This window comes from Spirillospora albida, assembly GCF_000718255.1.
GTDB lineage: Bacteria > Actinomycetota > Actinomycetes > Streptosporangiales > Streptosporangiaceae > Spirillospora > Spirillospora albida.
Genome location: NZ_JOFJ01000003.1, coordinates 233,442 through 254,661, shown reverse-complemented (window position 1 = coordinate 254,661; position 21,220 = coordinate 233,442). Strand labels below are relative to the sequence as shown.

The 21,220-nt window shown below is 73.4% G+C and carries 16 protein-coding genes; 8 read left to right on the top strand and 8 right to left on the bottom strand.

Annotated elements, in window-relative coordinates:
- Positions 1-328 precede the first annotated feature (328 nt).
- On the bottom strand, positions 329-538 hold the full coding sequence (locus IE99_RS0105745; protein ID WP_030164659.1) for a hypothetical protein: 210 nt from the start codon (positions 536-538) through the stop codon (positions 329-331).
- A gap of 149 nt (positions 539-687) precedes the next feature.
- On the opposite strand from IE99_RS0105745, the gene IE99_RS0105740 reads away from it, so the two are divergent.
- Positions 688-1,446 (top strand): GntR family transcriptional regulator, encoded by a 759-nt coding sequence (locus IE99_RS0105740; RefSeq protein ID WP_030164656.1) that lies wholly within the window; start codon positions 688-690, stop codon positions 1,444-1,446.
- 25 nt (positions 1,447-1,471) lie between these two features.
- Here IE99_RS0105740 and IE99_RS0105735 read toward each other — a convergent pair whose 3' ends face one another.
- From IE99_RS0105735 to IE99_RS0105725, 3 genes are read right to left on the bottom strand one after another with little or no spacing between them, the layout of a single operon-like run.
- Complete coding sequence (locus IE99_RS0105735; protein WP_030164653.1) at positions 1,472-2,893, bottom strand: maltokinase N-terminal cap-like domain-containing protein; 1,422 nt, start codon at positions 2,891-2,893, stop codon at positions 1,472-1,474.
- A 3-nt stretch (positions 2,894-2,896) separates the two neighbouring features.
- Positions 2,897-4,684, bottom strand: coding sequence for a maltose alpha-D-glucosyltransferase (gene treS / locus IE99_RS0105730; RefSeq protein WP_211258739.1), 1,788 nt, complete (start codon positions 4,682-4,684; stop codon positions 2,897-2,899).
- A gap of 53 nt (positions 4,685-4,737) precedes the next feature.
- Positions 4,738-6,738 carry an alpha-1,4-glucan--maltose-1-phosphate maltosyltransferase gene (locus IE99_RS0105725; protein ID WP_030164649.1) on the bottom strand — a complete coding sequence of 667 codons (2,001 nt, stop codon included), beginning with the start codon at positions 6,736-6,738 and terminating at the stop codon, positions 4,738-4,740.
- Between the two features lie 153 nt (positions 6,739-6,891).
- Here IE99_RS0105725 and glgP point away from each other — a divergent pair, with 153 nt between their 5' ends.
- A complete protein-coding gene (gene glgP, locus IE99_RS0105720; protein ID WP_030164646.1) occupies positions 6,892-9,486 on the top strand; it encodes an alpha-glucan family phosphorylase in 2,595 nt (864 codons plus the stop codon).
- On the opposite strand, the gene IE99_RS30060 is transcribed toward glgP, so the two are convergent.
- From IE99_RS30060 to IE99_RS0105700, 4 genes are all read right to left on the bottom strand, one after another.
- Positions 9,483-9,995, bottom strand: a complete 513-nt coding sequence (locus tag IE99_RS30060) for a hypothetical protein (RefSeq protein ID WP_051712078.1) — start codon at positions 9,993-9,995, stop codon at positions 9,483-9,485. The genes glgP and IE99_RS30060 overlap by 4 nt on opposite strands.
- A complete protein-coding gene (locus IE99_RS0105710; protein ID WP_030164642.1) occupies positions 9,992-10,222 on the bottom strand; it encodes a helix-turn-helix transcriptional regulator in 231 nt (76 codons plus the stop codon). Before IE99_RS0105710 ends, IE99_RS30060 begins: the two co-directional genes overlap by 4 nt.
- 102 nt (positions 10,223-10,324) lie before the next feature.
- Positions 10,325-11,077: an SWIM zinc finger family protein gene (locus IE99_RS31705; RefSeq protein WP_037558765.1), complete on the bottom strand. Its 753-nt coding sequence runs from the start codon at positions 11,075-11,077 to the stop codon at positions 10,325-10,327.
- Positions 11,077-14,070 (bottom strand): DEAD/DEAH box helicase, encoded by a 2,994-nt coding sequence (locus IE99_RS0105700; RefSeq protein WP_030164640.1) that lies wholly within the window; start codon positions 14,068-14,070, stop codon positions 11,077-11,079. Before IE99_RS0105700 ends, IE99_RS31705 begins: the two co-directional genes overlap by 1 nt.
- A gap of 93 nt (positions 14,071-14,163) precedes the next feature.
- Here IE99_RS0105700 and IE99_RS0105695 point away from each other — a divergent pair, with 93 nt between their 5' ends.
- The 6 genes from IE99_RS0105695 (at position 14,164) to IE99_RS28875 (ending at position 21,021) form a co-directional block, all read left to right on the top strand.
- The gene (locus IE99_RS0105695) at positions 14,164-14,946 is read left to right on the top strand and encodes an enoyl-CoA hydratase/isomerase family protein (RefSeq protein ID WP_030164638.1); all 783 of its coding nucleotides are present in this window, start codon (positions 14,164-14,166) and stop codon (positions 14,944-14,946) included.
- Positions 14,947-15,003: 57 nt separating this feature from the next.
- Positions 15,004-15,771, top strand: a complete 768-nt coding sequence (locus tag IE99_RS0105690; RefSeq protein ID WP_030164636.1) for an SDR family NAD(P)-dependent oxidoreductase — start codon at positions 15,004-15,006, stop codon at positions 15,769-15,771.
- A 182-nt stretch (positions 15,772-15,953) separates the two neighbouring features.
- The gene (locus IE99_RS0105685) at positions 15,954-16,901 is read left to right on the top strand and encodes an acyl-ACP desaturase (protein WP_030164633.1); all 948 of its coding nucleotides are present in this window, start codon (positions 15,954-15,956) and stop codon (positions 16,899-16,901) included.
- Between the two features lie 51 nt (positions 16,902-16,952).
- Positions 16,953-17,783: a serine/threonine-protein kinase gene (locus IE99_RS0105680; RefSeq protein WP_169744397.1), complete on the top strand. Its 831-nt coding sequence runs from the start codon at positions 16,953-16,955 to the stop codon at positions 17,781-17,783.
- 27 nt (positions 17,784-17,810) lie between these two features.
- The gene (locus tag IE99_RS30055) at positions 17,811-19,679 is read left to right on the top strand and encodes a serine/threonine-protein kinase (protein ID WP_084219307.1); all 1,869 of its coding nucleotides are present in this window, start codon (positions 17,811-17,813) and stop codon (positions 19,677-19,679) included.
- A 43-nt stretch (positions 19,680-19,722) separates the two neighbouring features.
- Positions 19,723-21,021 carry a hypothetical protein gene (locus IE99_RS28875; protein WP_037558763.1) on the top strand — a complete coding sequence of 433 codons (1,299 nt, stop codon included), beginning with the start codon at positions 19,723-19,725 and terminating at the stop codon, positions 21,019-21,021.
- The last annotated feature ends 199 nt before the right edge of the window (positions 21,022-21,220 follow it).

Below are 21,220 nucleotides of genomic sequence, written 5' to 3'. Positions count from 1 at the left end.
AAGATTTGCGGTTCCTTCGGCCCGACGTGGTGCGACCGCACGGGCGGCGCGACCTTCGTCGGGGGTCGCGCCGGATGCGCCGCCCGTGCGGCCACGTCCGGCGGCCCCGCGGCGCCGCCCGGCGGCCTCCGCGGTGACCTCGTACGGGCCCCGGAGTGACACCGGCACCGGCGCCGCGGTCAGCCGCCGGTGTCACCTCCGGGACACAGGTACCTTTCGTCCCGGTGCCCCCTTCGGCACCGTCCCGGTCCGCCCCCGCGCGGACCGGGACGTGCCGCTCCCCACCCCGCAGGCCACACGGCTCCCCGTCCCGTCCCCCGCCGCCCGCTCACGAGCCCTCCCGCGTCTGCTCCCGCAGCAGGGCGCGCAGACCGGCCGCGTCGTCGGCGGCCACGGTCATCGCGTATCCCGCCCGGAGCTGAGCGTCGGTGAGGTCGCCGCTGCGCGTCGCGTACCAGCGGCCGGCGTCGCTGCGCCACACCTGCCAGCCGGGGAAGTCCTCCTCGATGGCCGCCTTCCGCTCCGCGAAGTCGCCCATCAAGGTCGTCCTTTCCACGAGACGGTTCTTCTGTATACAAAAGTCTGACTCCGCTTGAAGAGTGTCAAGCTGGGCGTAAGTGGACCGTGCCCCCGCGGATAGCGCGGGCGCCGTCCCGCGAACGCCCCGCCGAAGGGAAGGTGACGCCGGTGCCCGACCGTCCCGCCTACCTGCGCATCGCGGACCGGCTCCGAGAGGGGATCCGGGACGGCACGCTGGCACCCGGCACCCGGCTGCCGACGATGGCGGAGCTCTGCGCGGCCCACGGCGTCTCCGAGATCGTCGTCCGGCAGGCCGTGGCGCTGCTGCGCGGAGAGGGCCTGGTGGAGACCCGGCGCGGTGGCGGCACCGTCGTCCGGGTCGTCCCGCCCGCCCGCCGCGTCGCGATGGACCGGTACCGGGGCGTGGCGGAGGCCCGCGCGGCGCCGGAGACGACGTTCACCCGCGACCAGCGGATCACCTGGCAGGAGTACCGGCTCGACCGGGAGTTCACCCGGGTGCGGGCCGACGCCGACCTCGGCGCCCTGTTCGAGCGCCCGGCCGGGACGGAGCTGCTCCGCCGCCGGTTCGTGTTCTACGCGCGCGGCGAGCCGCAGCAGATCTCCGTCACCTTCCTGCCGTGGGACCTCGTCGGGGAGACGCCGGTCGCCGACCCGGCGCGCGAGCCGTGGCCCGGCGGGACGCTCGCGCAGCTGGCCTATCTCGGCCACCCGCCGACCCGGGTGGAGGAGTCCGTCCGGTCCCGGATGCCGACCCCGGAGGAGATGGAGACGCTGCGGATACCGGGCGGCGTGCCCGTGTTCGCGATCACTCGCCGGCTGCTGTCCGGACGGGGCGTGATGGAGGTGTGCCGCGACATCGTCCTGCCCGCCGACCGCGTGATCCTGGACTACTCGATCGACCTGTGACGCGGACCGGCGGGCGGGCGGCGGCTCAGCCGGACAGGCGGGCGAGGGAGCGCAGCGGGACGGGCAGCCACGCCGGGCGGTTGCGCGCCTCGTAGCGGATCTCGTAGACGGCCTTGTCGAGCTCGAACGCGCGCAGCAGCGCCGCGTGCGCGGCCGGATCCGGCCCGCCGGCCGCCGCGTAGCCGGCGCAGAACGCGTCCCGGTTCCGGTCGGCCCACGCCACCGCGCGCCGCTCGAGGGACACGGCCGCGTCCGGGGACGCGTCGCCGTCCTGGACGGGCAGGAACCGCGCCGCGTACTCGAACGACCGGAGCATCCCGGCGACGTCGCGCAGCGGATGGCCCGGGGCGCGGCGCTCCGCCGGGGTCCTGGCCGGCTCGCCCTCGAAGTCGAGCAGCACCCATCCGGCGTCGGTCCGCATGACCTGGCCGAGGTGGTAGTCGCCGTGGACGCGCTGCACCGGCAGCTCGCCGGCCTCCGCCGCGACGGCGCCGAACGCGGCGCGGATCGCCGGGGCGTGCGGCCGCAGCTGCGGGACGGCGGCGGCCACCTCGTCGAGCTGTGCGGTCATCCGGCCGGCGAGGTCGCGGACCTCGGCGGCCGGCAGCGTGTCCGTCCCGAACGCGGCGGCGAGGTCGCGGTGCACGGCGGCGGTGGCGGCACCGAGCCGCTCCGCCTCGGCGGCGAAGTCGCCGCCCGCCGCGCCCGCGTCCGCGCTGGTGAAGACGGGTTCTGGCGGACCGGGCGGGACGGGCTGGGCGAACCAGTCGCGGGCGCTCGTCAGCGCGAGCTGCCAGCCGTCGGTCGCGCTGAGCAGGAACTCCGACAGCAGCGCGCACGTGGCGGGCTCGGCGCCGCCCGCGTCCAGCTCGAGCCAGCCGTACAGGGCGGGGACGTGCGCGCACCCCTGCCGGGACAGCGCGAGGTTGATCTCAAGATCGGGGTTGGTGCCCGGCGAGAGCCGGCGGAACAGCTTGCAGATGTAGGCGTCACCGAAGACCAGGGAGGTGTTGCTCTGCTCCGCCGAGGTGGGGACGCCGTGCAGGCCCGTGCGGATCACGGCGTCCGGCGCCCGGCGGAACCGCAGGGGCCCGACGGTGGTCTCGCCGGACAGGTGGGCGAGCAGCAGGCGGGTGAGCTCGGGATCGTGGACGGCGTCGTAGATCTCCCCGCCGATGCCGTGCCCGCCGGCGACGCGCCCGATGGCGTGCGCGCGCAGCGCGTCCGGCAGGTGGTCGCGGACGCCGAGGAGCACCTGGTAGCGCTCGACGGCGCCGCCCTGGCGCACGTCCAGGACGAGGTGGTGCAGGCCGGGCTCGCCGGAGGCCAGCTCGGTCGCCGAGCCGATCGACAGCCCGTCGATGACGCGGTCCTTGCCGCCGAACCAGCGCTGCCGGGGCAGCCAGTTCGCGAGCAGGTCCGTGATGGACCGATCCAACAAGAGCATGGGTCACACCCCTCCTTCGCCCGCGCGTTCCGGCGGGGGTGGAAGCAGGAACCAGTAGAAGCCGTGCCCCGGCAGCGTGAGCAGGTACGGCAGCTCGCCGATCGCCGGGAACTGGACGCCGCCCATGCACTCGATCGGCGTCGACCCCTCGAACCGCCGCAGGTCCAGTTCGACGGGCTGCGGGAAGCGCGAGAGGTTGTTCACGCAGAGGACGGTGTCCTGCCCGCCCCACTGGTTGCTCTCACCGTTGTGGATCTCGCGGGTGAACGCGAGGACGGAGGGGTTGGACGCCGACAGCTCGACATAGGTCCCGACCCCGAACACCGGGTGCCGCTGCCGGATCTCGATCATCTTGCGGGTCCAGTGCAGCAGCGACCCGGGGTTGTTGGCCTGCGCCTCCACGTTAACGGACTGGTAACCGTAGATCGGGTCCATGATGATCGGCAGGTACAGCCGGGCGGGGTCGCACTTGGAGAAGCCGGCGTTGCGGTCGGGCGTCCACTGCATCGGGGTCCGGACGGCGTCGCGGTCGCCGAGCCAGATGTTGTCGCCCATCCCGATCTCGTCGCCGTAGTACAGCACCGGCGAGCCCGGCAGCGACATCAGCAGCGCGGTGAACAGCTCCAGCTGGTTGCGGTCGTTGTCGAGGAGCGGCGCGAGCCGGCGGCGGATCCCGATGTTCGCCTTCATCCGGGGGTCCTTGGCGTACTCGGAGTACATGTAGTCGCGCTCTTCGTCGGTCACCATCTCGAGGGTGAGCTCGTCGTGGTTGCGCAGGAAGATGCCCCACTGGCAGGACTCCGGGATCTTCGGGGTCTGCGCCATGATCTCGGAGATGGGGTAGCGCTGCTCCCGGCGCACCGCCATGAAGATGCGCGGCATCACGGGGAAGTGGAACGCCATGTGGCACTCGTCCCCGCCGGCGCCCGGGTCGCCGAAGTACTCGACCACGTCGGCGGGCCACTGGTTCGCCTCGGCGAGCAGGACCCGGTCCGGGTAGAGGCGGTCCACCTCGGCCCGCACCCGCTTGAGGTAGGCGTGCGTCTCCGGGAGGTTCTCGCAGTTCGTGCCCTCGCGGGCGTACAGGTACGGGACGGCGTCGAGCCGGAACCCGTCGATGCCGAGGTCGAGCCAGAAGCGCAGGACCTCCAGCATGGCGTCCTGGACGGCCGGGTTGTCGTAGTTGAGGTCCGGCTGGTGCGAGAAGAACCGGTGCCAGTAGTACTGCCCGCGGACCGGGTCGAACGTCCAGTTGGACGACTCGGTGTCCACGAAGATGATGCGGGCCTCGGAGTACTTGTCGTCGGTGTCGGACCACATGTAGAAGTCGCCGAACGGGCCGTCCGGGTCCTTGCGGGACGCCTGGAACCACGCGTGCGCGTCGCTGGTGTGGTTCATGACGAGGTCGGCGATGACCCGGATGCCGCGCGCGTGGGACTGCTCGATCAGCTCGACGAAGTCCCCGAGCTCCCCGAAGTCGGGAAGGATCTTGGTGTAGTCGGCGATGTCGTAGCCGCCGTCCTTCAGCGGCGACTGGTAGATCGGCAGCAGCCACAGGCAGTCGACGCCGAGCCACTGCAGATGGTCGAGCTTGGAGATCAGCCCGCGCAGGTCGCCGTAGCCGTCGCCGTTGGAGTCGGCGAACCCGCGCACCGACACCTCGTAGAAGACCGCGGTCTTGAACCAGTGCGGATCGCGGGGCGTCTCGGGGCTGAAGGAGTCCGGGATCGGCTCGTGCGCCGGGGGCAGCCCCTCGGGCGGGATCTCACCGCGCAGCTCGTCGCCCGGCATCGGGCCGGGCGCGTCGTCGGGGCCGCCTGGATAGCGAGGTTCGTAAGGTCCGCTCAACTCTCGTCACTCCGGAACGTGAGGATGTGCGCCGGCTGGACATGGGGATCCAGCCGGACGTAGTTGGCGTGGCGCCACGTGTAGGAGGCGCCGTCCAGCGCGTCGGTGACGGTGAACGGCCGGTCGGGGTCCGCGGGCAGCCCGAGGGCGGGCAGGTCGAGGAAGACGGTCGCCTCGCGGACCTGGTGCGGATTGAGGTTGACGACGGCGAGAACGGTGTCGCCGGTGCCGGGATGGCGTTTGGAGAAGGCGATCAGTTCGGATTGGTCGACGTGGTGGAAATGGAGGCCGCGCAGGTACTGAAGGGCGGGATGCGCGTTCCGGAAGGTGTTGAGCCGGGTGATGAGGGGGGCGAGGGACGTGCCGTCGCGTTCGGCGGCGTCCCAGTCGCGGGGCCGGAACTGGTACTTCTCCGAATCACGATACTCCTCGCTGCCCGGCCGGACGGGAATGTTCTCGCACAGTTCATATCCGGAGTAGACGCCCCAGGTGGGGGAGAGGAGGGCGGCGAGGACCGCTCGGATCACGAACGCGGGCCGGCCGCCGTGCTGCAGGTACTCGTTGAGGATGTCGGGGGTGTTGGCGAACACGTTCGGCCGCATGTAGGACGCCGCCGGCCCGCTCAGCTCGGAGAAGTACTCCCGCAGGTCGTCGGCGGAGTTCTTCCAGGTGAAGTACGTGTAGGACTGGTGGAAACCGATCTTGGCGAGGGTGTGCATCATCGCCGGGCGGGTGAACGCCTCGGCGAGGAACAGCACGTCCGGGTCGGTGGCCCGGATGTCGGCCAGCAGCCGCTCCCAGAACGGCACGGGCTTGGTGTGCGGGTTGTCGACGCGGAAGATGCGGACGCCGTGGTCCATCCAGTGGCGGATGACCCCCTTGACGGCGGAGTAGAGCCCCTCGGGGTCGTTGTCGAAGTTCAGCGGATAGATGTCCTGGTACTTCTTCGGCGGGTTCTCGGCGTAGGCGATGGTGCCGTCCGCGCGGGTGGTGAACCATTCCGGGTGCTCCCTGACCCAGGGGTGGTCGGGGGAGCACTGCAGCGCGAGGTCGAGGGCGACCTCGAGGCCGTTGTGGCTGGCGTGGGCGACGAAGGCGTCGAAGTCGGCGAGCGTGCCGAGGTCGGGGTGGATCGCGTCGTGGCCGCCGTCCGGCGAACCGATCGCCCAGGGCGAACCGGGATCGTACGGCCCCGCGTCCAGCGTGTTGTTCGGCCCTTTCCGGAAGGTCGTGCCGATGGGGTGGATCGGCGGCAGGTACACGACGTCGAACCCCATGTCGGCGATCGCGGGCAGCCGCTTCATCGCCGTCCGGAACGTGCCGGAGGTCGGGCCGCGCCGCCCCATCGGGTCGGTCTGCGCGCCCTCCGACCGCGGGAAGAACTCGTACCACGCCCCGTACAGCGCCCGCTGCCGGTGCACCACCAGCGGGAACCACGGGGTGACGGTCAGCAGGTCCCGCAGCGGGTGCCGCTCCAGGACCTCCCACACGTCGGCGTTCTCGACGGCCCGCAGCCGCTCGCCCGCCGGGACGGTCGGGTCCGCGAGGTGCCTGGCCAGCCGCGTCAGCGTCGGACGGTCCTTGCTCGGGACGGCGTCCGCGGCGCGGGTGAACAGCAGCGACCCCTCGGTAAGCATCAGGTCCACGTCCTGGCCGCGGGGCACCTTGATGCGGGCGTCGTGCCGCCAGTGCGCGATCGGGTCGCCCCATGCCTCGACGCGGAACGACCACGATCCGGGCTCGGTCGGGGTCACCTCCGCGGCCCAGCGGTCCAGCCCCTGGCCGACCTCGGTCATGTGCGCGCCCGGCAGTTCCTCGCCGTCCGGGGTGCGCAGCGCCACCGCCGCCCCCAGCCGCTCGTGGCCCTCGCGGAACACCGTCGCGCGCACCTCGACCGTCTCTCCCGCCACCGCCTTCGCGGGCCACCGGCCGCAGCCCACCACCGGCTCCACGTCCAAAATGGGAATACGGCCGACACCTTCGGTCTCGACGTGCATGTGCCACCACCTACCCGATCGGGACATCCAAAACGTCCTTGCCCGGGAAGCGGCCCTTACTCTCCGGTAGTTGGCGAGATCTTTGCGCCCGGCGCGTGATGTTTCCATGGACGCGCTCGCGGCACTCGCGGTCACCGCATAACGTGGTCACACGTGAAGGCAATCCGACGACTCACGGTACGCACTGTCCTTCCCGAGCCGCTCGTCCAACTCGAAGAGCTCGTCCTCAATCTGCGCTGGTCGTGGCATCACGAGACCCTCGACCTGTTCCGCGCCGTCGACCCGGACCTGTGGCGGTCCGTCCGGCACGACCCGGTCCGCCTCCTCGGCGAGGTCGCACCGGAGCGGCTGGAACGGCTCGCCGGCGACCGCCGGTTCCGGCGCCGCCTCCAGGACACCGTGGAGGACCTCCGCGACTACCTGACGGCGCCCCGCTGGTACCAGTCGCAGGAGGGCGGCCCCTCCGCCATCGCCTACTTCTCGCCCGAGTACGGGATCACCGCCGCGCTGCCGCAGTACTCGGGCGGCCTCGGCATCCTCGCGGGCGACCACCTCAAGACCGCCAGCGACCTCGGCGTCCCGCTCATCGGCGTCGGGCTCCTCTACCGGCACGGGTACTTCTCCCAGTCGCTGTCGCCGGACGGCTGGCAGCTCGAGCGCTACCCCTCGCTCGACCCGAACGGGCTGCCGCTCACCCTGCTCCGCGAAGCCGACGGGACGCCCGTCCGGGTCACGATCGGGCTGCCCGCCGGCCGCGACCTCACCGCCCAGGTGTGGCTCGCGCGCGTCGGCCGCGTCCCGCAGCTCCTCCTCGACTCCGACGTCGAGGTCAACGACCCCGCCGCGCGGGACGTCACCGACCGGCTCTACGGCGGCGGCGGCGACCACCGGCTCCTGCAGGAGATGCTGCTCGGCATCGGCGGCGTCCGCGCCATCCGCGCCTACTGCCGCATCACCGGCCACGCCGCGCCCGAGGTCTTCCACACCAACGAGGGCCACGCCGGGTTCCTCGGCGTGGAGAGGATCCGCGAGCTGGTGTCCGAGCAGGGCCTCACCTTCGACGAGGCCCTGGAGGCGACCCGCGCCGGGACCGTGTTCACCACCCACACCCCCGTCCCCGCCGGCATCGACCGGTTCCCCCGGGGGCTCATCACCAAGTACTTCGGCGGGCAGAACACCGACCCGTACGTCCCCGTCGACCGCGTCCTCGCGCTCGGCACCGAGGACTACCCCGGCGGCGACCGGACCGTTTTCAACATGGCCGTCATGGGCATGCGGCTCGCGCAGCGCGTCAACGGCGTCAGCCGGCTGCACGGCCACGTCAGCCGCGAGATGTTCGGCGGGCTCTGGGGCGGGTTCGACACCGCCGACGTCCCCGTCGGATCGATCACCAACGGGGTGCACGCCCCCACCTGGGTCGCCCGCGAGATCCTGGAGCTCGCCGCCCGGGAGGTCCCCGTCCTGATCGAGGGCGGCCGTGGCTGGGAGGCCGTGCGCAACGTCTCCGAGGAGGAGATCTGGCGGCTGCGCCGGGTGCTGCGCGAACGGCTCGTCATGGACGCCCGGCGCCGGCTCCGCGAGTCGTGGCGGCAGCGCGGCGCCAGCGAGGCCGAGATCTCCTGGATCGACGACGCCCTCGACCCGGACGTCCTGACGATCGGGTTCGCGCGGCGCGTCCCGTCGTACAAGCGGCTCACCCTGATGATGGCCGACCGCGACCGGCTGCGGTCGATCCTGCTCGCCCCCGAGCGCCCCGTCCAGATCGTCATCGCGGGCAAGGCGCACCCCGCCGACGAGGGCGGCAAGCGCCTCATCCAGGAGATCGTGAAGTTCGCCGGGTCCGAGGACGTCCGGCACCGCATCGTGTTCCTGCCCGACTACGACATGGACCTCGGGCAGCTCCTCGTCCAGGGCTGCGACGTGTGGATGAACAACCCGCTGCGCCCCCTGGAGGCGTGCGGCACGTCCGGGATGAAGGCCGCGCTCAACGGCGGCCTGAACCTGTCGATCCGGGACGGCTGGTGGGACGAGTGGTACGACGGCCAGAACGGCTGGGCGATCCCGTCCGCCGACGGCCTCGCCGGCCCCGAGCGGCGCGACGCCCTGGAGGCGGCCGCCCTCTACGAGCTCATCGAGGACCACGTCGCCGTCACCTTCTACGACCGCGACGGGGCGGGCCTGCCCCGGCACTGGCTGGAGATGGTCAAGCACACGATCGCGACGCTCGGCCCGAAGGTGCTCGCCACCCGCATGGTCCGCGACTACGTCGAGGGGTACTACGCGCCCGCCGCCGAGGCGGCCCGCAGGATGAGCGCCGACAAGCACGCGGGCGCCCGCGCCCTCGCCGCCTGGAAGCAGCGGGTCGCGGCGGCCTGGTCCGGCGTCGCCGTCGAGCACGTCGAGTCGATGGGCGAGGAGAGCCCGCACGCCGGGACCCGGCTGCCGGTCCGGGTCGTCGTCGCGCCCGGCGGCCTGGAGCCCGACGACATCGCCGTCGAGGTCGCCTACGGCCGCGTCGACGAGTCCGACACCATCATCGACCCGACGTATCTGGAGCTGAAGCCCGACGGCCCCGCTGACGACGGCCGCGTCCGCTACTCGGGCGAGGTGCCGCTCGCCCGCAGCGGCGCGTTCGGGTACAGCGTCCGGGTCGTCCCGTCCCACCCGATGCTGGCGGGGCGCGCGGAGATGGGCCTCGTCGCCCTGCCGCCCGCCCCGGCGGGCATGACCAACGGCAACCTGCGCTAGACGCCGTCCTCGTCGTCGGGCGGCGGATCCTGCATCCGCCACCCGGCGACGAGCAGCGGCAGCGACAGATGCGTCAGGAACAGCGCCACCACGCCGACGGTGATCGCCGCGATGGGGACCTCCGTGCCCCGGTCGCCCGGCACGGCCAGCACCGCGAAGACGAGCCCGGCGAGCAGCGCCAGCATCGTGCGGTGCGCGGCCGTGTGGGCGCGGAGCCGCTCGGCGACCTGCCGCTCGTCCAGCTCGTGCTCCTGCAGCGACGTCGCCCCCCGTGTCGCCGCGTTCAGCAGTGAGATCACCGGGAACGCGAGCGCCGTCGCGACCCCGAGGAGGACGAACGTCGCGACCATGGCCGTGTCGCTCGGGGCGAGGTGCCAGCACACGACCGTCGCGGCCCACGGCATCGCGACGGCCGCGCCGCCGGCGGCGACCACCGCGCGGCGGCGCCGGCGCGTCCGCGCCCACGACGGGACGGGGCGGTCCTGCAGGAGCCCGGCCCGCCGGCTCATGCGCCCAGCCTCGGGAACGGCTCCAGCGCGAACACGACCTCGACCGGCACCTCGAAGAACGCCGCGATCCGCAGCGCCAGGTGCAGGCTCGGGCTGTACTCCCCCCGCTCCAGGTACCCGACCGTCTGGTAGTGGACGCCCAACGCCGCCGCGAGCTCCCGCCGCGACACCCCCCGCTCCGCCCGCAGGACCGCGATCCGGTTGTGGACGTGCTCCTTCTCGCTCATCGGCACCCATCCGGTTCCTCCATTGACCACATCATCAGTACGAGTGATAGTAGATGTACTACATCTCATCGCAGGATCGCAAGATCGAGGATCGCGGGGAAGTCAGGAGTCGGCGAGCGCCTCGTACGCGGGTGCGAGGACGTCGGCCAGGTCGCGGCGGCGGACCTTGACCGGCGGCGGCGCCACCACCTGCAGGACGAAATCCGGCGGCACCGGCGCGGCGGCCGGCCGGGCGGGCAGGGACGGCGCCGTCCAGAACCCCGACACGGTGAGCGGCTCGTCCTCGATCTCCGGCTCGGCCTCGGCGGGGGCGCTCCGCCGCAGCGCCGTCAGCAGCTCGTCCCGCGAACGGCCGTTCCACTCCAGGATCAGGAACGGATCGTCGTCGAACGCCTCCGCCAGCAGGTACAGGACGGCCGCGGTGTGCTTGCACGGGTCACCCCAGTCGGGGCAGTCGCACATCAGGTGCAGGTCGGCCGCCGACGACGGGAACAGGGCGAGGCCCAGCTCGGCGAACACCCACTCGATCTCGGGCGGCATCTCCCCGGCGAGCAGCCGCGCCCGGAACACCGCCCGCGACGCGAGCGCCGCCTCCACGCGCCGCCAGCCGGCCTCGTCGATCGCCTCGATCCCGAGCGCCACCTCGTACGGCTCCGGCGCCGACCCCCGCACCCGCGCCGTCACCTCATGCGGCGCGACCCGCAGGTCGACCACGTTGCCCTTGCGCGCATACGTGCGGCCCCGCTGGAGGCGCCCGGTGTCGGCGAACGACTCGACCAGGTCGATGAACCGCCGCGACCACCACTCGGCGCCGATCGACCCCCGCTTGTTGCGGGCCCGGATACCGTCGGTCATCAGTCGCTCACCGCCTCGGGTGACAGCCGCAGGACGTCGCGCAGCTCGGCGACCGACAGTTCGGTCAGCCAGTCCTCGCCGGTGCCGACGATCGACTCGGCGAGGGCCTTCTTCCGCTCGATCATCTCGTCCACCCGCTCCTCCATCGTCCCCACGCAGATGAGCTTGCGGACCTGCACGTTCTTCGTCTGCCCGATCCGGAACGCCCGGTCGGTCGCCTGGTCCTCCACCGCCGGGTTCCACCACCGGTCGACGTGCACGACATGGTTCGCCGCCGTCAGCGTCAGCCCGGTGCCGGCCGCCTTCAGCGACAGCAGGAAGACGCTCGGCTCGTCATCGCCCTGGAACCGCTGGACGAGCTCGTCCCGCGCCTGCTTGGACGTCCCTCCGTGCAGCCACAGCACCGGACGCTCCAGGCGCGCCGCGAGATACGGCCGCAGCATCGTCCCGAACTCGGCGTACTGCGTGAACACCAGCGCCTTCTCGCCCTGCCCGACGACCTCGGCGCAGATCTCCTCCAGCCGCTCCAGCTTGCCCGACCGGCCCGGCAGCCGCGACCCGTCCTTCAGCAGATGCGCCGGATGGTTGCAGACCTGCTTCAGCTTGGCCATCGTCGCCAGGACGAGACCGCGCCGCTGCTTCTCGTCGGCCTCCGAGATCTGCCGGAGCATGTCGTCCACGGTCGCCTGGTACAGCGACGCCTGCTCCCGCGTGAGGTTGCAGTAGACCTTGATCTCCTGCTTCTCCGGCAGATCCGAGATGATCGACTTGTCGGTCTTGAGCCTGCGCAGCATGAACGGCCGGGTCGCCCGCTTCAGGGCCGCCGCCGCCCGCTCGTCCCCGTCCTTCTCGATCGGGATCGCGAACCGCTCCCGGAACGCCGCGCGCGGCCCCAGCATCCCCGGATTGGTGAACTCCATGATCGACCACAGTTCGGTGAGGTGGTTCTCGACGGGCGTCCCGGTCAGCGCGATCCGCGTCCGCGCGGGGATCCCCCGCACCGCCTGAGCCTGCCGCGTCCCGCTGTTCTTGAGCGCCTGCGCCTCGTCGCAGACGACCCGCCCCCACGCGATGCCGGCGAGCATCTCGGCGTCGCGCGCCGCCGTCCCGTACGTGGTCAGCACGAGATCGGCTCCCGCCACGGCCCGCACGAGCTCCTCGTCCCGATGCCGCCCGGTCCCGTGATGGACGTAGACCCGCAGCTTAGGCGTGAACCGCGCGGCCTCCCGCTGCCAGTTCCCCACCAGCGACATCGGCAGGATCGCGAGCGTGGGGGCGGGGCGGTCGCCGCCCGTCCGCTCGTGGACGAGCAGGGAGAGCACGGTGACTGTTTTACCCAATCCCATGTCGTCTGCCAGCAATGTCCCAATTTGCAGGTCGTGCATGAACGCCAGCCAGGCAAGCCCCCGCTCCTGGTACGGCCGCAGGCTCACGGTGACCCCGGCGGGCGTCGCGAGGGGGGTGAGGCGGCGGTCGGCCTCGCCGGACAGGAGGTCGCCGAAGGTGCCGTCGGCGTCGACGGCCGTGAGGGGGAGGGTCTCGTCGCCCGCGTGGATGGCCGCCTGCATCGCCTGGCCGGCCGTCATGCGGCCCCGGCGCGGGTGGCGGAGGAAGTCGAGGGCGGCCTCCAGCTGCTCCTCGTCCAGTTCCACCCACTGGCCTCGCAGGCGGACGAGCGGGGTCTTCAGGCGGGCCAGCTCCTCCAGTTCGGCCTCGTCGATGGTCTCCTCGCCGAGGGCGAGATCCCAGCGGAAGTCGACCATCGCCTTCAGGTCGAAGCCCGAGGACGCGGCCGCTCCGGACGACGCCTCGGGGTCGGCGCGCGTCGTCAGCTTCATGCCGAGCTTCGCCCTGCCCGCCCACTGGGGCAGCAGGACGCCGAACCCGGCGGCGGCCAGCATCGGCGCGGCCCGGCGCAGGAAGCGGAACGCGCCCCCGGTGTCGAGGACCAGCTCGGACGGGGCCGGGCCGTCGAGGGCCGGGGCCATGTCGGGGAAGAGGCGCAGCGCGCGGCCGAGACCGGCGAGGAGGGTCTCCTCCGCGTCCGGGACCGAGGTCGCCTCGCCCTGCCAGACCATCGCGGCGGGGACGTAGAGGCTCGGGTCGTCGGTGCCCTGGAGCGCGAACTCGACCCGCCAGGCATCCGCGTCCGCCTTCTCGCCGGGCTCCTCCTCGAAGCCCTCCGCGCCGGGCTCGGCCAGGCGGAAGCAGACGCGGAGGGGGCCGGACGGGCGGCGGGCCGCGGCGGCCCAGGCGTCCAGTTCGGCGATCAGGTCGTCGGCGTCGTCGCGGGGTTCGCGGCGGACCTCCGGGTTCGGGCCGGTCAGCGCCTCCACCCAGCGTTCCGCCAGGGGCAGGCGGTCGGGGGCCTTGCCGCGCCGGGCCGGGAGCAGGGGGTGCGGGACGACCCCGCGCACGGCGGTGTCGACCAGGCCGTTCAGGACGTCGCGGAGGACCTCGGCGGCGGGACGGCCGCCGCCGGCGGCGCGGCAGGCGGCCGGCATCGAGCGCGCCAGGTCGCGGAACCGGACCGGATCGTCCAGGACGGGACGCCAGCGGGCGACCAGGTCGCCGTCCTCGCGCAGCAGCGCCGGCAGGACCTGGCCGCGGCCGGTCAGGTGCACCGCCTCGCGGGCGAGGGCGCACAGGTAGCGCAGGTCGGCGCCGGGGACCACGTCGCCGCTCTCCTCGGCCGCCTGGAGCAGGGCCATCGCCGGGAAGGGGTCGAGGACGAGGGCCGGGACCGGCCAGGGGCGCAGCTCCGCCCCGTCCGGCACGGGTTCGGAGGAGTGCAGCGGGCGGCCGGAGCGGGTGGGGAGCGTCATCGTCAGCTCCACCCGCGCGGCGCCCCGCACGAGGGGCTCGTAGGACGTGCCGGTGAAGTCGCGGGTCGCGAACGGCTGGCCGCCGCCGGGTGCGCCGCCGTCCGGGCCGGTGCGCTCCGCCCACACGCAGAGAGCCCCTCCGTGCCAGGTGGCGTGCGCGACGAGCATGGTCCCCGAAGCTACCAGCGGCCTGTGACGGGACGCGCAGGCCCGCTCGTTAGGCTCGGGGCGTCCGCCGCCGAGTTCGTGAGGGAGTGCGCCGTGGGAGAGTTCGTACGGGTCGAGGTCGAGGACGGGGTCGCGACGATCAGGCTGGACCGGCCGAAGATGAACGCCCTGAACGCGCGGATGCAGCGGGAGCTGATGGACGCGGCCCGCGAGGTGTCCGAGGACGGCGCGGTCGGCGCGGTCGTGCTGTACGGCGGGGAGCGGGTGTTCGCGGCCGGGGCGGACATCAAGGAGATGGCGTCCATGTCGTACGCGCAGATGTCGGCGGGCCCCTCCCGGCTCCTGCAGGACTTCACGAAGGCGCTCGCCGCGATACCGAAGCCGGTCATCGCGGCGATCAACGGGTACGCGCTCGGCGGCGGCCTGGAGGTGGCGCTCACCGCCGACTTCCGGGTGCTGGGCGAGGGCGCGAAGGTGGGGCAGCCGGAGATCCAGCTCGGCATCATCCCGGGCGCGGGCGGGACGCAGCGGCTCGCGCGGCTGGTCGGCCCGGCGAGGGCGAAGGACCTGATCTTCTCCGGACGGCACGTCGGCGCGGCCGAGGCCCTCGCGATGGGGCTGGCCGACCGGGTCGTCCCGGACGCCGAGGTCTACCCGGCGGCGAGGGAGTGGGCGGCGGGTCTCGCCGGCGGCCCGGCGATCGCGCTGCGGGCGGCGAAGCAGGCCATCGACGCGGGTCTGGAGGTCGATCTGGACTCGGGTCTGGAGATCGAGCGCGTCCAGTTCTCGGCGCTGTTCGCGACGGAGGACCAGGCGTCCGGGATGAAGAGCTTTATTGAGGAAGGTCCAGGTAAGGCCAAGTTCGCGGGTAGATAGCACTATTTCGGCGCGGTCCCGGGTGCCGGAGCAAGATCACGGCTAGCATCTGCCGCCATGCGACAGGCGTACCGAACGGCGCTGGTGACCGGCGCGTCCAGCGGCATCGGCGAGAGCTTCGCCCGGATCCTGGCGGGCCGCGGCACCGATCTGGTGATCGTGGCCCGCCGGGCCGACCGGCTGGACGCGCTGGCCCGCGAGCTCGTCGAGCGGTACCGGGTGGCGGTCGAGGTGCTCGCCGCGGACCTCACCGACCCGGGGCAGCGCGGGGAGGTGGAGCGGCGGCTGCGCGCCGAGCCGGTCGAGCTCCTCGTGAACAACGCCGGGTACGGCGCCTTCGGAGCGTTCGCGGAGATCCCCCTGGACGACCAGCTCGCCGAGATCGAGCTGAACGTGTCCGCGCTGGTCAGGCTGACGCACGCGGCGCTGCCCGGGATGCTGGGGCGCGGCCGGGGCGGGGTGCTGAACGTCGCGTCGATGTCGGGGTACGCGCCGTCGCCTGGCAGCGCGACCTACGGGGCGACCAAGGCGTACGTGATCTCGTTCTCGGAGAGTTTGCACGCGGAGGTGGCGGGCAAGGGCGTTCACGTGACGGCGCTGTGCCCCGGCTTCACCCGGACGGAGGACGACGCGGCGCCGAACCTGCTGTGGCTGCGCCGCGACGACGTGGCCAGGGCCGGGCTGGACGCCGTCGCGGCGGGCCGCGCGCTCGCGGTGCCGGGCGTCCAGTACAAGGCGGTGCTGCCCGCGCTGAAGCTGGTACCGAGGCCGCTGCTCCGGGCCGCCGTGAACCGGATGTGGCACCAGGCGGCCGGAAGCCGCTGAGCGCCCGGTTCCACCGGGCCTACAAAAGACGAGTGCGGCTGATTGTCGCCCTGGTGACTTGACGCGGGTGGGGGGCGATCGCGACCATCGGAACCTACGCTTCCGTAGGTTAAGGCGGCCGGCCGGTGCCGCGGCCCCGCCCGAACCGGTCCGCTCCACCCCTCGTCCAGCGAAGGAACCGCATGTCAGTGACGTCCGTAGACAAGGCACAGATCCACCTCATGCTCGACCTGGAGCCGGTGGTGGAGAAGGAGCTGAACCGGCACCTCGAGATGGCCAAGGAGTGGTTCCCGCACCAGTACGTGCCGTGGAGCGAGGGCCGCGACTTCGACGGCCCGCTCGGCGGCGAGGAGTGGTCGCTGGAGCAGTCCAAGCTGAGCCCGGAGGCCCGCGAGTCGCTGATCGTCAACCTGCTGACCGAGGACAACCTGCCCGGCTACCACCGCGCGATCGCGACCGTCTTCGGCCGCGACGGCGCCTGGGGCACCTGGGTGAACCGCTGGACGGCGGAGGAGAACCGGCACGGGATCGTCCTGCGCGACTACCTCACCGTGACCCGCGCCGTCGACCCCGTCGCGCTGGAACGCGCCCGGATGAGCCACATGGAGGAGGGCTACGAGGCCGCGCACGGCGACTCGTTCCTGCACGGCGCCGCGTACGTCTCGTTCCAGGAGCTGGCGACGCGCGTCTCGCACCGCAACACCGGCAGGGCGTCCGGCGACCCCGTCTGCGAGCAGATGATGACGCGCATCGCCGCCGACGAGAACCTCCACATGATCTTCTACCGCAACCTGCTCGGCGCGGCCCTGGACGCCTCCCCGAACGAGACGATGCGGGCGATCACCGAGGTCGTCAAGGACTTCCAGATGCCGGGCCACGGCATCGACGGCTTCCTCCGCAAGTCCGTCGTCATCGCGAACGCCGGGATCTACGACCTGCGGCTGCACCACGACGACGTGCTCGTCCCCGTCCTGCGCAAGTGGAACGTCTTCGACCGCACCGACCTCAGCGGCGACGGCGAGAAGGCCCGCGAGGAGCTCGGCGAGTTCATGGAGCAGCTGGACGCCGCCGCGACCAGGTTCGAGACCCGCCGCGAGGAGCGCCGGGCGCGCAGGGCCGCGCGCCGGTAGCGCCTCCGCCGGAACGCTCCGGGTCTCTCCGGCGTCTGATCCGGTATGGGGATGCGACGGCGGCTCGGGGGGCACCGGCTGCTGGGGGAGATCGGCCGGGGCAGCACGTCCGCGGTGTACCTCGCGCTGGACGCCCAGGGGCGGGAGGTCGCGGTCAAGGCGCTGCTGCCGGAGTTCGTCGGCGAGCCCGAGGCCCTGAACCGGATGGCGCGCGAGATGGCCGCCCAGGGCCGGGTGCGCAGCGCGTACGTGGCGCGGCTGCTGGACGGCCTGGTCACGGCGGAGCGGCCGTTCGTGGTGCTGGAGTACGTGCCGGGGACGCCGCTCGCCGACCTCGTCCCCGCGTACGGGCCGCTGACCGGTGACCGGCTCGTCCGGTTCGCTCGGCGGCTGGCCATCGCGATCGCGGACGTCCACGACGCGGGCGTCCTGCACCGGGACGTCGCGCCGGGCAACGTGATCGTGCAGGGCGACCGGCCCACGCTGATCGACTTCGGTATCGCCCATCCGGCGGGGGCCCCGCAGATCACCCGGCGCGGCATGGTCGTGGGGACGCCCGCCTACCTCGCGCCGGAGCTGATCGAGGGAGAGGTCGCCACCGTCGCGTCCGACGTGTTCTCCTGGGCGTCGACGGTCGCCTACGCCGCGACGGGGCGGCCGCCGTTCGGGCGGGGGTCGCTGCACGGAGTGTGCTTCCGCATCCTGCGCGGCGAGGCCGACCTGGACGGGGTCCCGGAACCGGTGGCGGGCCTGGTGCGGGCGGCGCAGCGCCGCGACCCGGCCGACCGCCCCCGGGCCCGCTGGCTCGCCGGGGCGCTGGCCGGCCCCGCGCCGCACGGTGACGGACCGGACCGGCTGCGTGGTCGCGGGGTGGCGGCCTGAGGCGACCGGGGTAGGGTTTCGGAAACGATGGAGGGGGTTGTCCTGTCCGGGGACCGTATCGGCCACTATCGGGTGCTCCGAACCCTGGGGGAAGGGGGCATGGGCGTCGTCCACCTCGGCGCCGACCCGCAGGGGCGCAACGTGGCCATCAAGGTGCTGCGGCCCGCGGTGGCGGGGGACGCCACGGCGCGCCGCCGGCTGGCCCGCGAGGTCGACTCCATGCGGCGGGTGCACAGCCCGCACGTCGCCGAGATCCTCGACGCGGACGTGACCGCCGACCAGCCCTACATCGTCACGCAGTACGTCCCCGGCCGGACGCTCGAAGAGATCGTCGAGGAGGCCGGCCCGGTCTACGGGCAGGGCCTGCAGCGGCTCGCGGTCGGGCTGGCGTCGGCGCTGTCGGCGATCCACGGCGCCGGGATCGTGCACCGGGACATGAAGCCCGGCAACGTCATGCTCGTGGACGGGGAGCCCGTCGTCATCGACTTCGGCATCGCGCAGGCGGCCGACGCGACCCGGCTGACCGCGACCGGCATGGTGATCGGGACGCCCGGCTACCTCGCCCCCGAGATCATCGAGGGGGAGGAGGCGGGGCCGCCGTCCGACGTGCACGCCTGGGCGGGGACCGTCGCGTACGCCGCGACCGGCCGTCCGCCGTTCGGATCCGGCACCTTCGAGTCCATCTTCTACAAGATCATTCAAGGGACGCCCGACCTGGACGGCGTGCCCGACGCGATGCTGCCCGTCCTCCGCTCGGCGATGGCGCGGCATCCGGCCGAGCGCCCGACCGCGGTCGGGCTCGTCCAGCTCACGCGGCGCATCCACGTCGAGGCGACGATCACCGACCAGACCCGGATCGACCAGCACTACCGGCCGGCGGAGAGCACGTCCGTCGACCAGCCCGCCCCCGCGCCGCCCGCGGCCGACCACTCCCGCGTGTTCACCATGCCCGCGCCGGACGCGCCGCCGCCCGCCCCCACCCCGACGCCGCCGCCCGTCCCCACCCCGGCGCCGGTGCCCGCGCCCGTCCCGGCGCAGCCCAAGGACTTCGTCGGCCAGCTGCCCCCGGCAGCGCCGCCGCCCGCCCCCGTGCCCTACGAACCCGCGCCCTACGAACCCGCGCCGTACGAACCCGCGCCGTACGAGTCGGGCGCGTACGGCTACGGCGGGCAGCCGCCCTACGCGCCGCCGCAGCAGGCGCACCGGCCGCCGCAGCGGCGGCACCCGGAACCGGATCCGAGGCGGCATCCCCCCGAGCGCCCGCCGGGCCCCGCGCCGGAACGCCGCAAGCCCTACGGCCTGTACCGGGTGATCAGCCTCCTGGTCCTGGCCGCGCTGCTCGGCTACGCCGCGTTCATGCCGATCTACGCGCTGGTCACGACGCTCGTGGGCGTCCTCTTCCTGCGGATGTCCGACAAGGCCGCCCGCGGCATGGAGGACCGGCGCACCCGGCGCGGCCCGCGCTCGGGCGACGCGGTCGCGGCGGCGTTCCGCACGCCCCTGCACCTGCCGGGCGCCGTCATGACGACGGTCCTGCTCGGAGCGCTCAGCCTGCTCGCCGGGCTCGTCCTGCTGATCGTGCTGATCTTCGCGATGCCGGACATGACGGCGTCGCACGCGATCGCGTACTCCTCGATGGCCGTGATCGGGCTGCTGTGCCTGGCGCCCGGCAGCGGCGCGCCCCGCCGCCAGCTGGCGCGCGTGTGGGGGGCGCTGCTGCCGCGCACGGAGGCGGCGGCCGCCGGGGTGCTGATCGTGGGGGTGTTCGCGACGGTGCTGATCGCGCTGTCGCAGCGGCAGCCCCCGGACACGGCGCCGCTGGACGGCATGGGCCAGAGCCTGGAGGAGCTGAGGGCGGACGCCCGCGACCTCCTGGACTGGCTGCCGTTCCTCTGACGCATCCCGGGAGGCGCTCCGCTGTCGGTAGGGTGACGGCCATATGAGCGGTGAGACGAGCCACCAGGAGCACATCGGGCCGTACCGGCTGCTGTCCCGGCTGGGCGGCGGCGACGTGCACCGCGCCGCGGGCCCCGACGGCCGCGACGTCGCGATCCGGCTGCTGCCGGCCGGCGTCCGCCCCGACGTCGACCGGATGCGCGCGGTGCTCAGCCCGTACGCCGTGGACGTCCTCGACGGCGGTCCCGGCCATGTCGTGTCGCGGTTCGTGCCGGGGCGCCCGCTGCCCGAGGCCGTCGCCGAGGGCGGACCGATGGGCGGCGACGAGCTGCGCCGCATGGCGCTGGGCCTGGCGAAGGCCCTCGTGGCGATCCACCGCGCCGGCCTCGCGCACGGCGCGCTCGTGCCGGACAGCGTCCTCGTCGTGGACGGCGCGCCGGTCGTCGTCGACTTCGGTCTGGTGCCGGACGCCGATCCCCTGGACGACATCCCCGGCTGGGCCGCCACCGTGACGTTCGCCGCGACGGGGCGCCTCGGCGTGCCCGCCGCGGACGCGCTCGCGGACGGATCGCTGCCGGACGGCCTGCGCCCGCTCGTGGCCGCGGCGCTGCACCCGGACCCGGCCGCCCGCCCGTCCGCCGCCGAGCTGGCCGAGGCCGCCGCCCGGCTGGAGCTGCCCGCCGCCCCCGCCGCCCGTCCGGCGGCGAGGACGGCCCGTCCGGCGCCGCCGCCCCGGCCAGAGCCCGCGCCGGCGCCTCCGGCGAGCACGGGGATGCCAGACTTCGCGGCGGCGCACGAGCTCGCGGTCGCCCAGGGGTGGGCGCGGCTGCTGGCCGCGCTCGTCGTGGTGGTCGCGGTCGGTGTCACGGTGATGATGCCGGTCACGGGCCTGGTCCTGTCGCTCGCGGCGGTCGCCGGCCTGCGGCTGGCGGCGGCGCCGGGGCCGCGCGGCTGGCCGGGCGCGCTCGGCCGCACGCTGGTGACCGTCCCGTACGCGGCGGCGGTCACGGTCGCGGTGCCGGCGGTGCTCGCTGCGGTGTCGGCGGTCGGCGGCGAGATCGACTCGCTGATGGCGTGCGCCTTCGGCGCGGGCGCCGGGGCGGCCGTGCTGTGGGCCGCGCCGGGCGTGCGCGGTCCCCGGCGCCGGCTGGAGGCGGCGTTCCTGGCCGTCGCGCGGGTGCCGCGCCGCATCGCGGCGGCGGTGGCGGTCCTCGGCGTGCTGGCGCTGCTCGCGGTCGTCGGGGCGATGTCGCTGACGCCGAGCTTCGCCCCCATGTACGGCCTGCAGAGCACGCTGGAGAACTCCGTCGACCGGCTCCAGGCGGCCTTCACCCGGCTCTGAGGCGTGATCTGCGTCACGGCGTCCTGCGTGCCGGGACCGTGCCGAAATGATCGCCGATGGGTGGGTAAGGTCTCACGAGCTGGGAGTTGCCAGTGAGCTACCGATGGGTAACATTTGTCTCGCACGGCCGAACCGGGGACCCGGCTCCGAAGCGCATTCGGGTGTTTGGCAGGCTGTGACCCACGAGAACGCATGCCGC

Excerpts from the sequence above, each read along its gene's own strand:
- IE99_RS0105745 (WP_030164659.1), bottom strand. The coding sequence starts at position 538 with ATGGGCGACTTCGCGGAGCGGAAGGCGGCCATCGAGGAGGACTTCCCC.
- IE99_RS0105735 (WP_030164653.1), bottom strand. The coding sequence starts at position 2,893 with ATGCTCTTGTTGGATCGGTCCATCACGGACCTGCTCGCGAACTGGCTG.
- treS (WP_211258739.1), bottom strand. The coding sequence starts at position 4,684 with ATGCCGGGCGACGAGCTGCGCGGTGAGATCCCGCCCGAGGGGCTGCCC.
- IE99_RS0105725 (WP_030164649.1), bottom strand. The coding sequence starts at position 6,738 with ATGCACGTCGAGACCGAAGGTGTCGGCCGTATTCCCATTTTGGACGTG.
- IE99_RS30060 (WP_051712078.1), bottom strand. The coding sequence starts at position 9,995 with ATGAGCCGGCGGGCCGGGCTCCTGCAGGACCGCCCCGTCCCGTCGTGG.
- IE99_RS0105710 (WP_030164642.1), bottom strand. The coding sequence starts at position 10,222 with ATGAGCGAGAAGGAGCACGTCCACAACCGGATCGCGGTCCTGCGGGCG.
- IE99_RS31705 (WP_037558765.1), bottom strand. The coding sequence starts at position 11,077 with ATGACCGACGGTATCCGGGCCCGCAACAAGCGGGGGTCGATCGGCGCC.
- IE99_RS0105700 (WP_030164640.1), bottom strand. The coding sequence starts at position 14,070 with ATGCTCGTCGCGCACGCCACCTGGCACGGAGGGGCTCTCTGCGTGTGG.
- IE99_RS0105690 (WP_030164636.1), top strand. The coding sequence starts at position 15,004 with ATGCGACAGGCGTACCGAACGGCGCTGGTGACCGGCGCGTCCAGCGGC.
- IE99_RS0105685 (WP_030164633.1), top strand. The coding sequence starts at position 15,954 with ATGTCAGTGACGTCCGTAGACAAGGCACAGATCCACCTCATGCTCGAC.
- IE99_RS0105680 (WP_169744397.1), top strand. The coding sequence starts at position 16,953 with ATGCGACGGCGGCTCGGGGGGCACCGGCTGCTGGGGGAGATCGGCCGG.
- IE99_RS30055 (WP_084219307.1), top strand. The coding sequence starts at position 17,811 with ATGGAGGGGGTTGTCCTGTCCGGGGACCGTATCGGCCACTATCGGGTG.
- IE99_RS28875 (WP_037558763.1), top strand. The coding sequence starts at position 19,723 with ATGAGCGGTGAGACGAGCCACCAGGAGCACATCGGGCCGTACCGGCTG.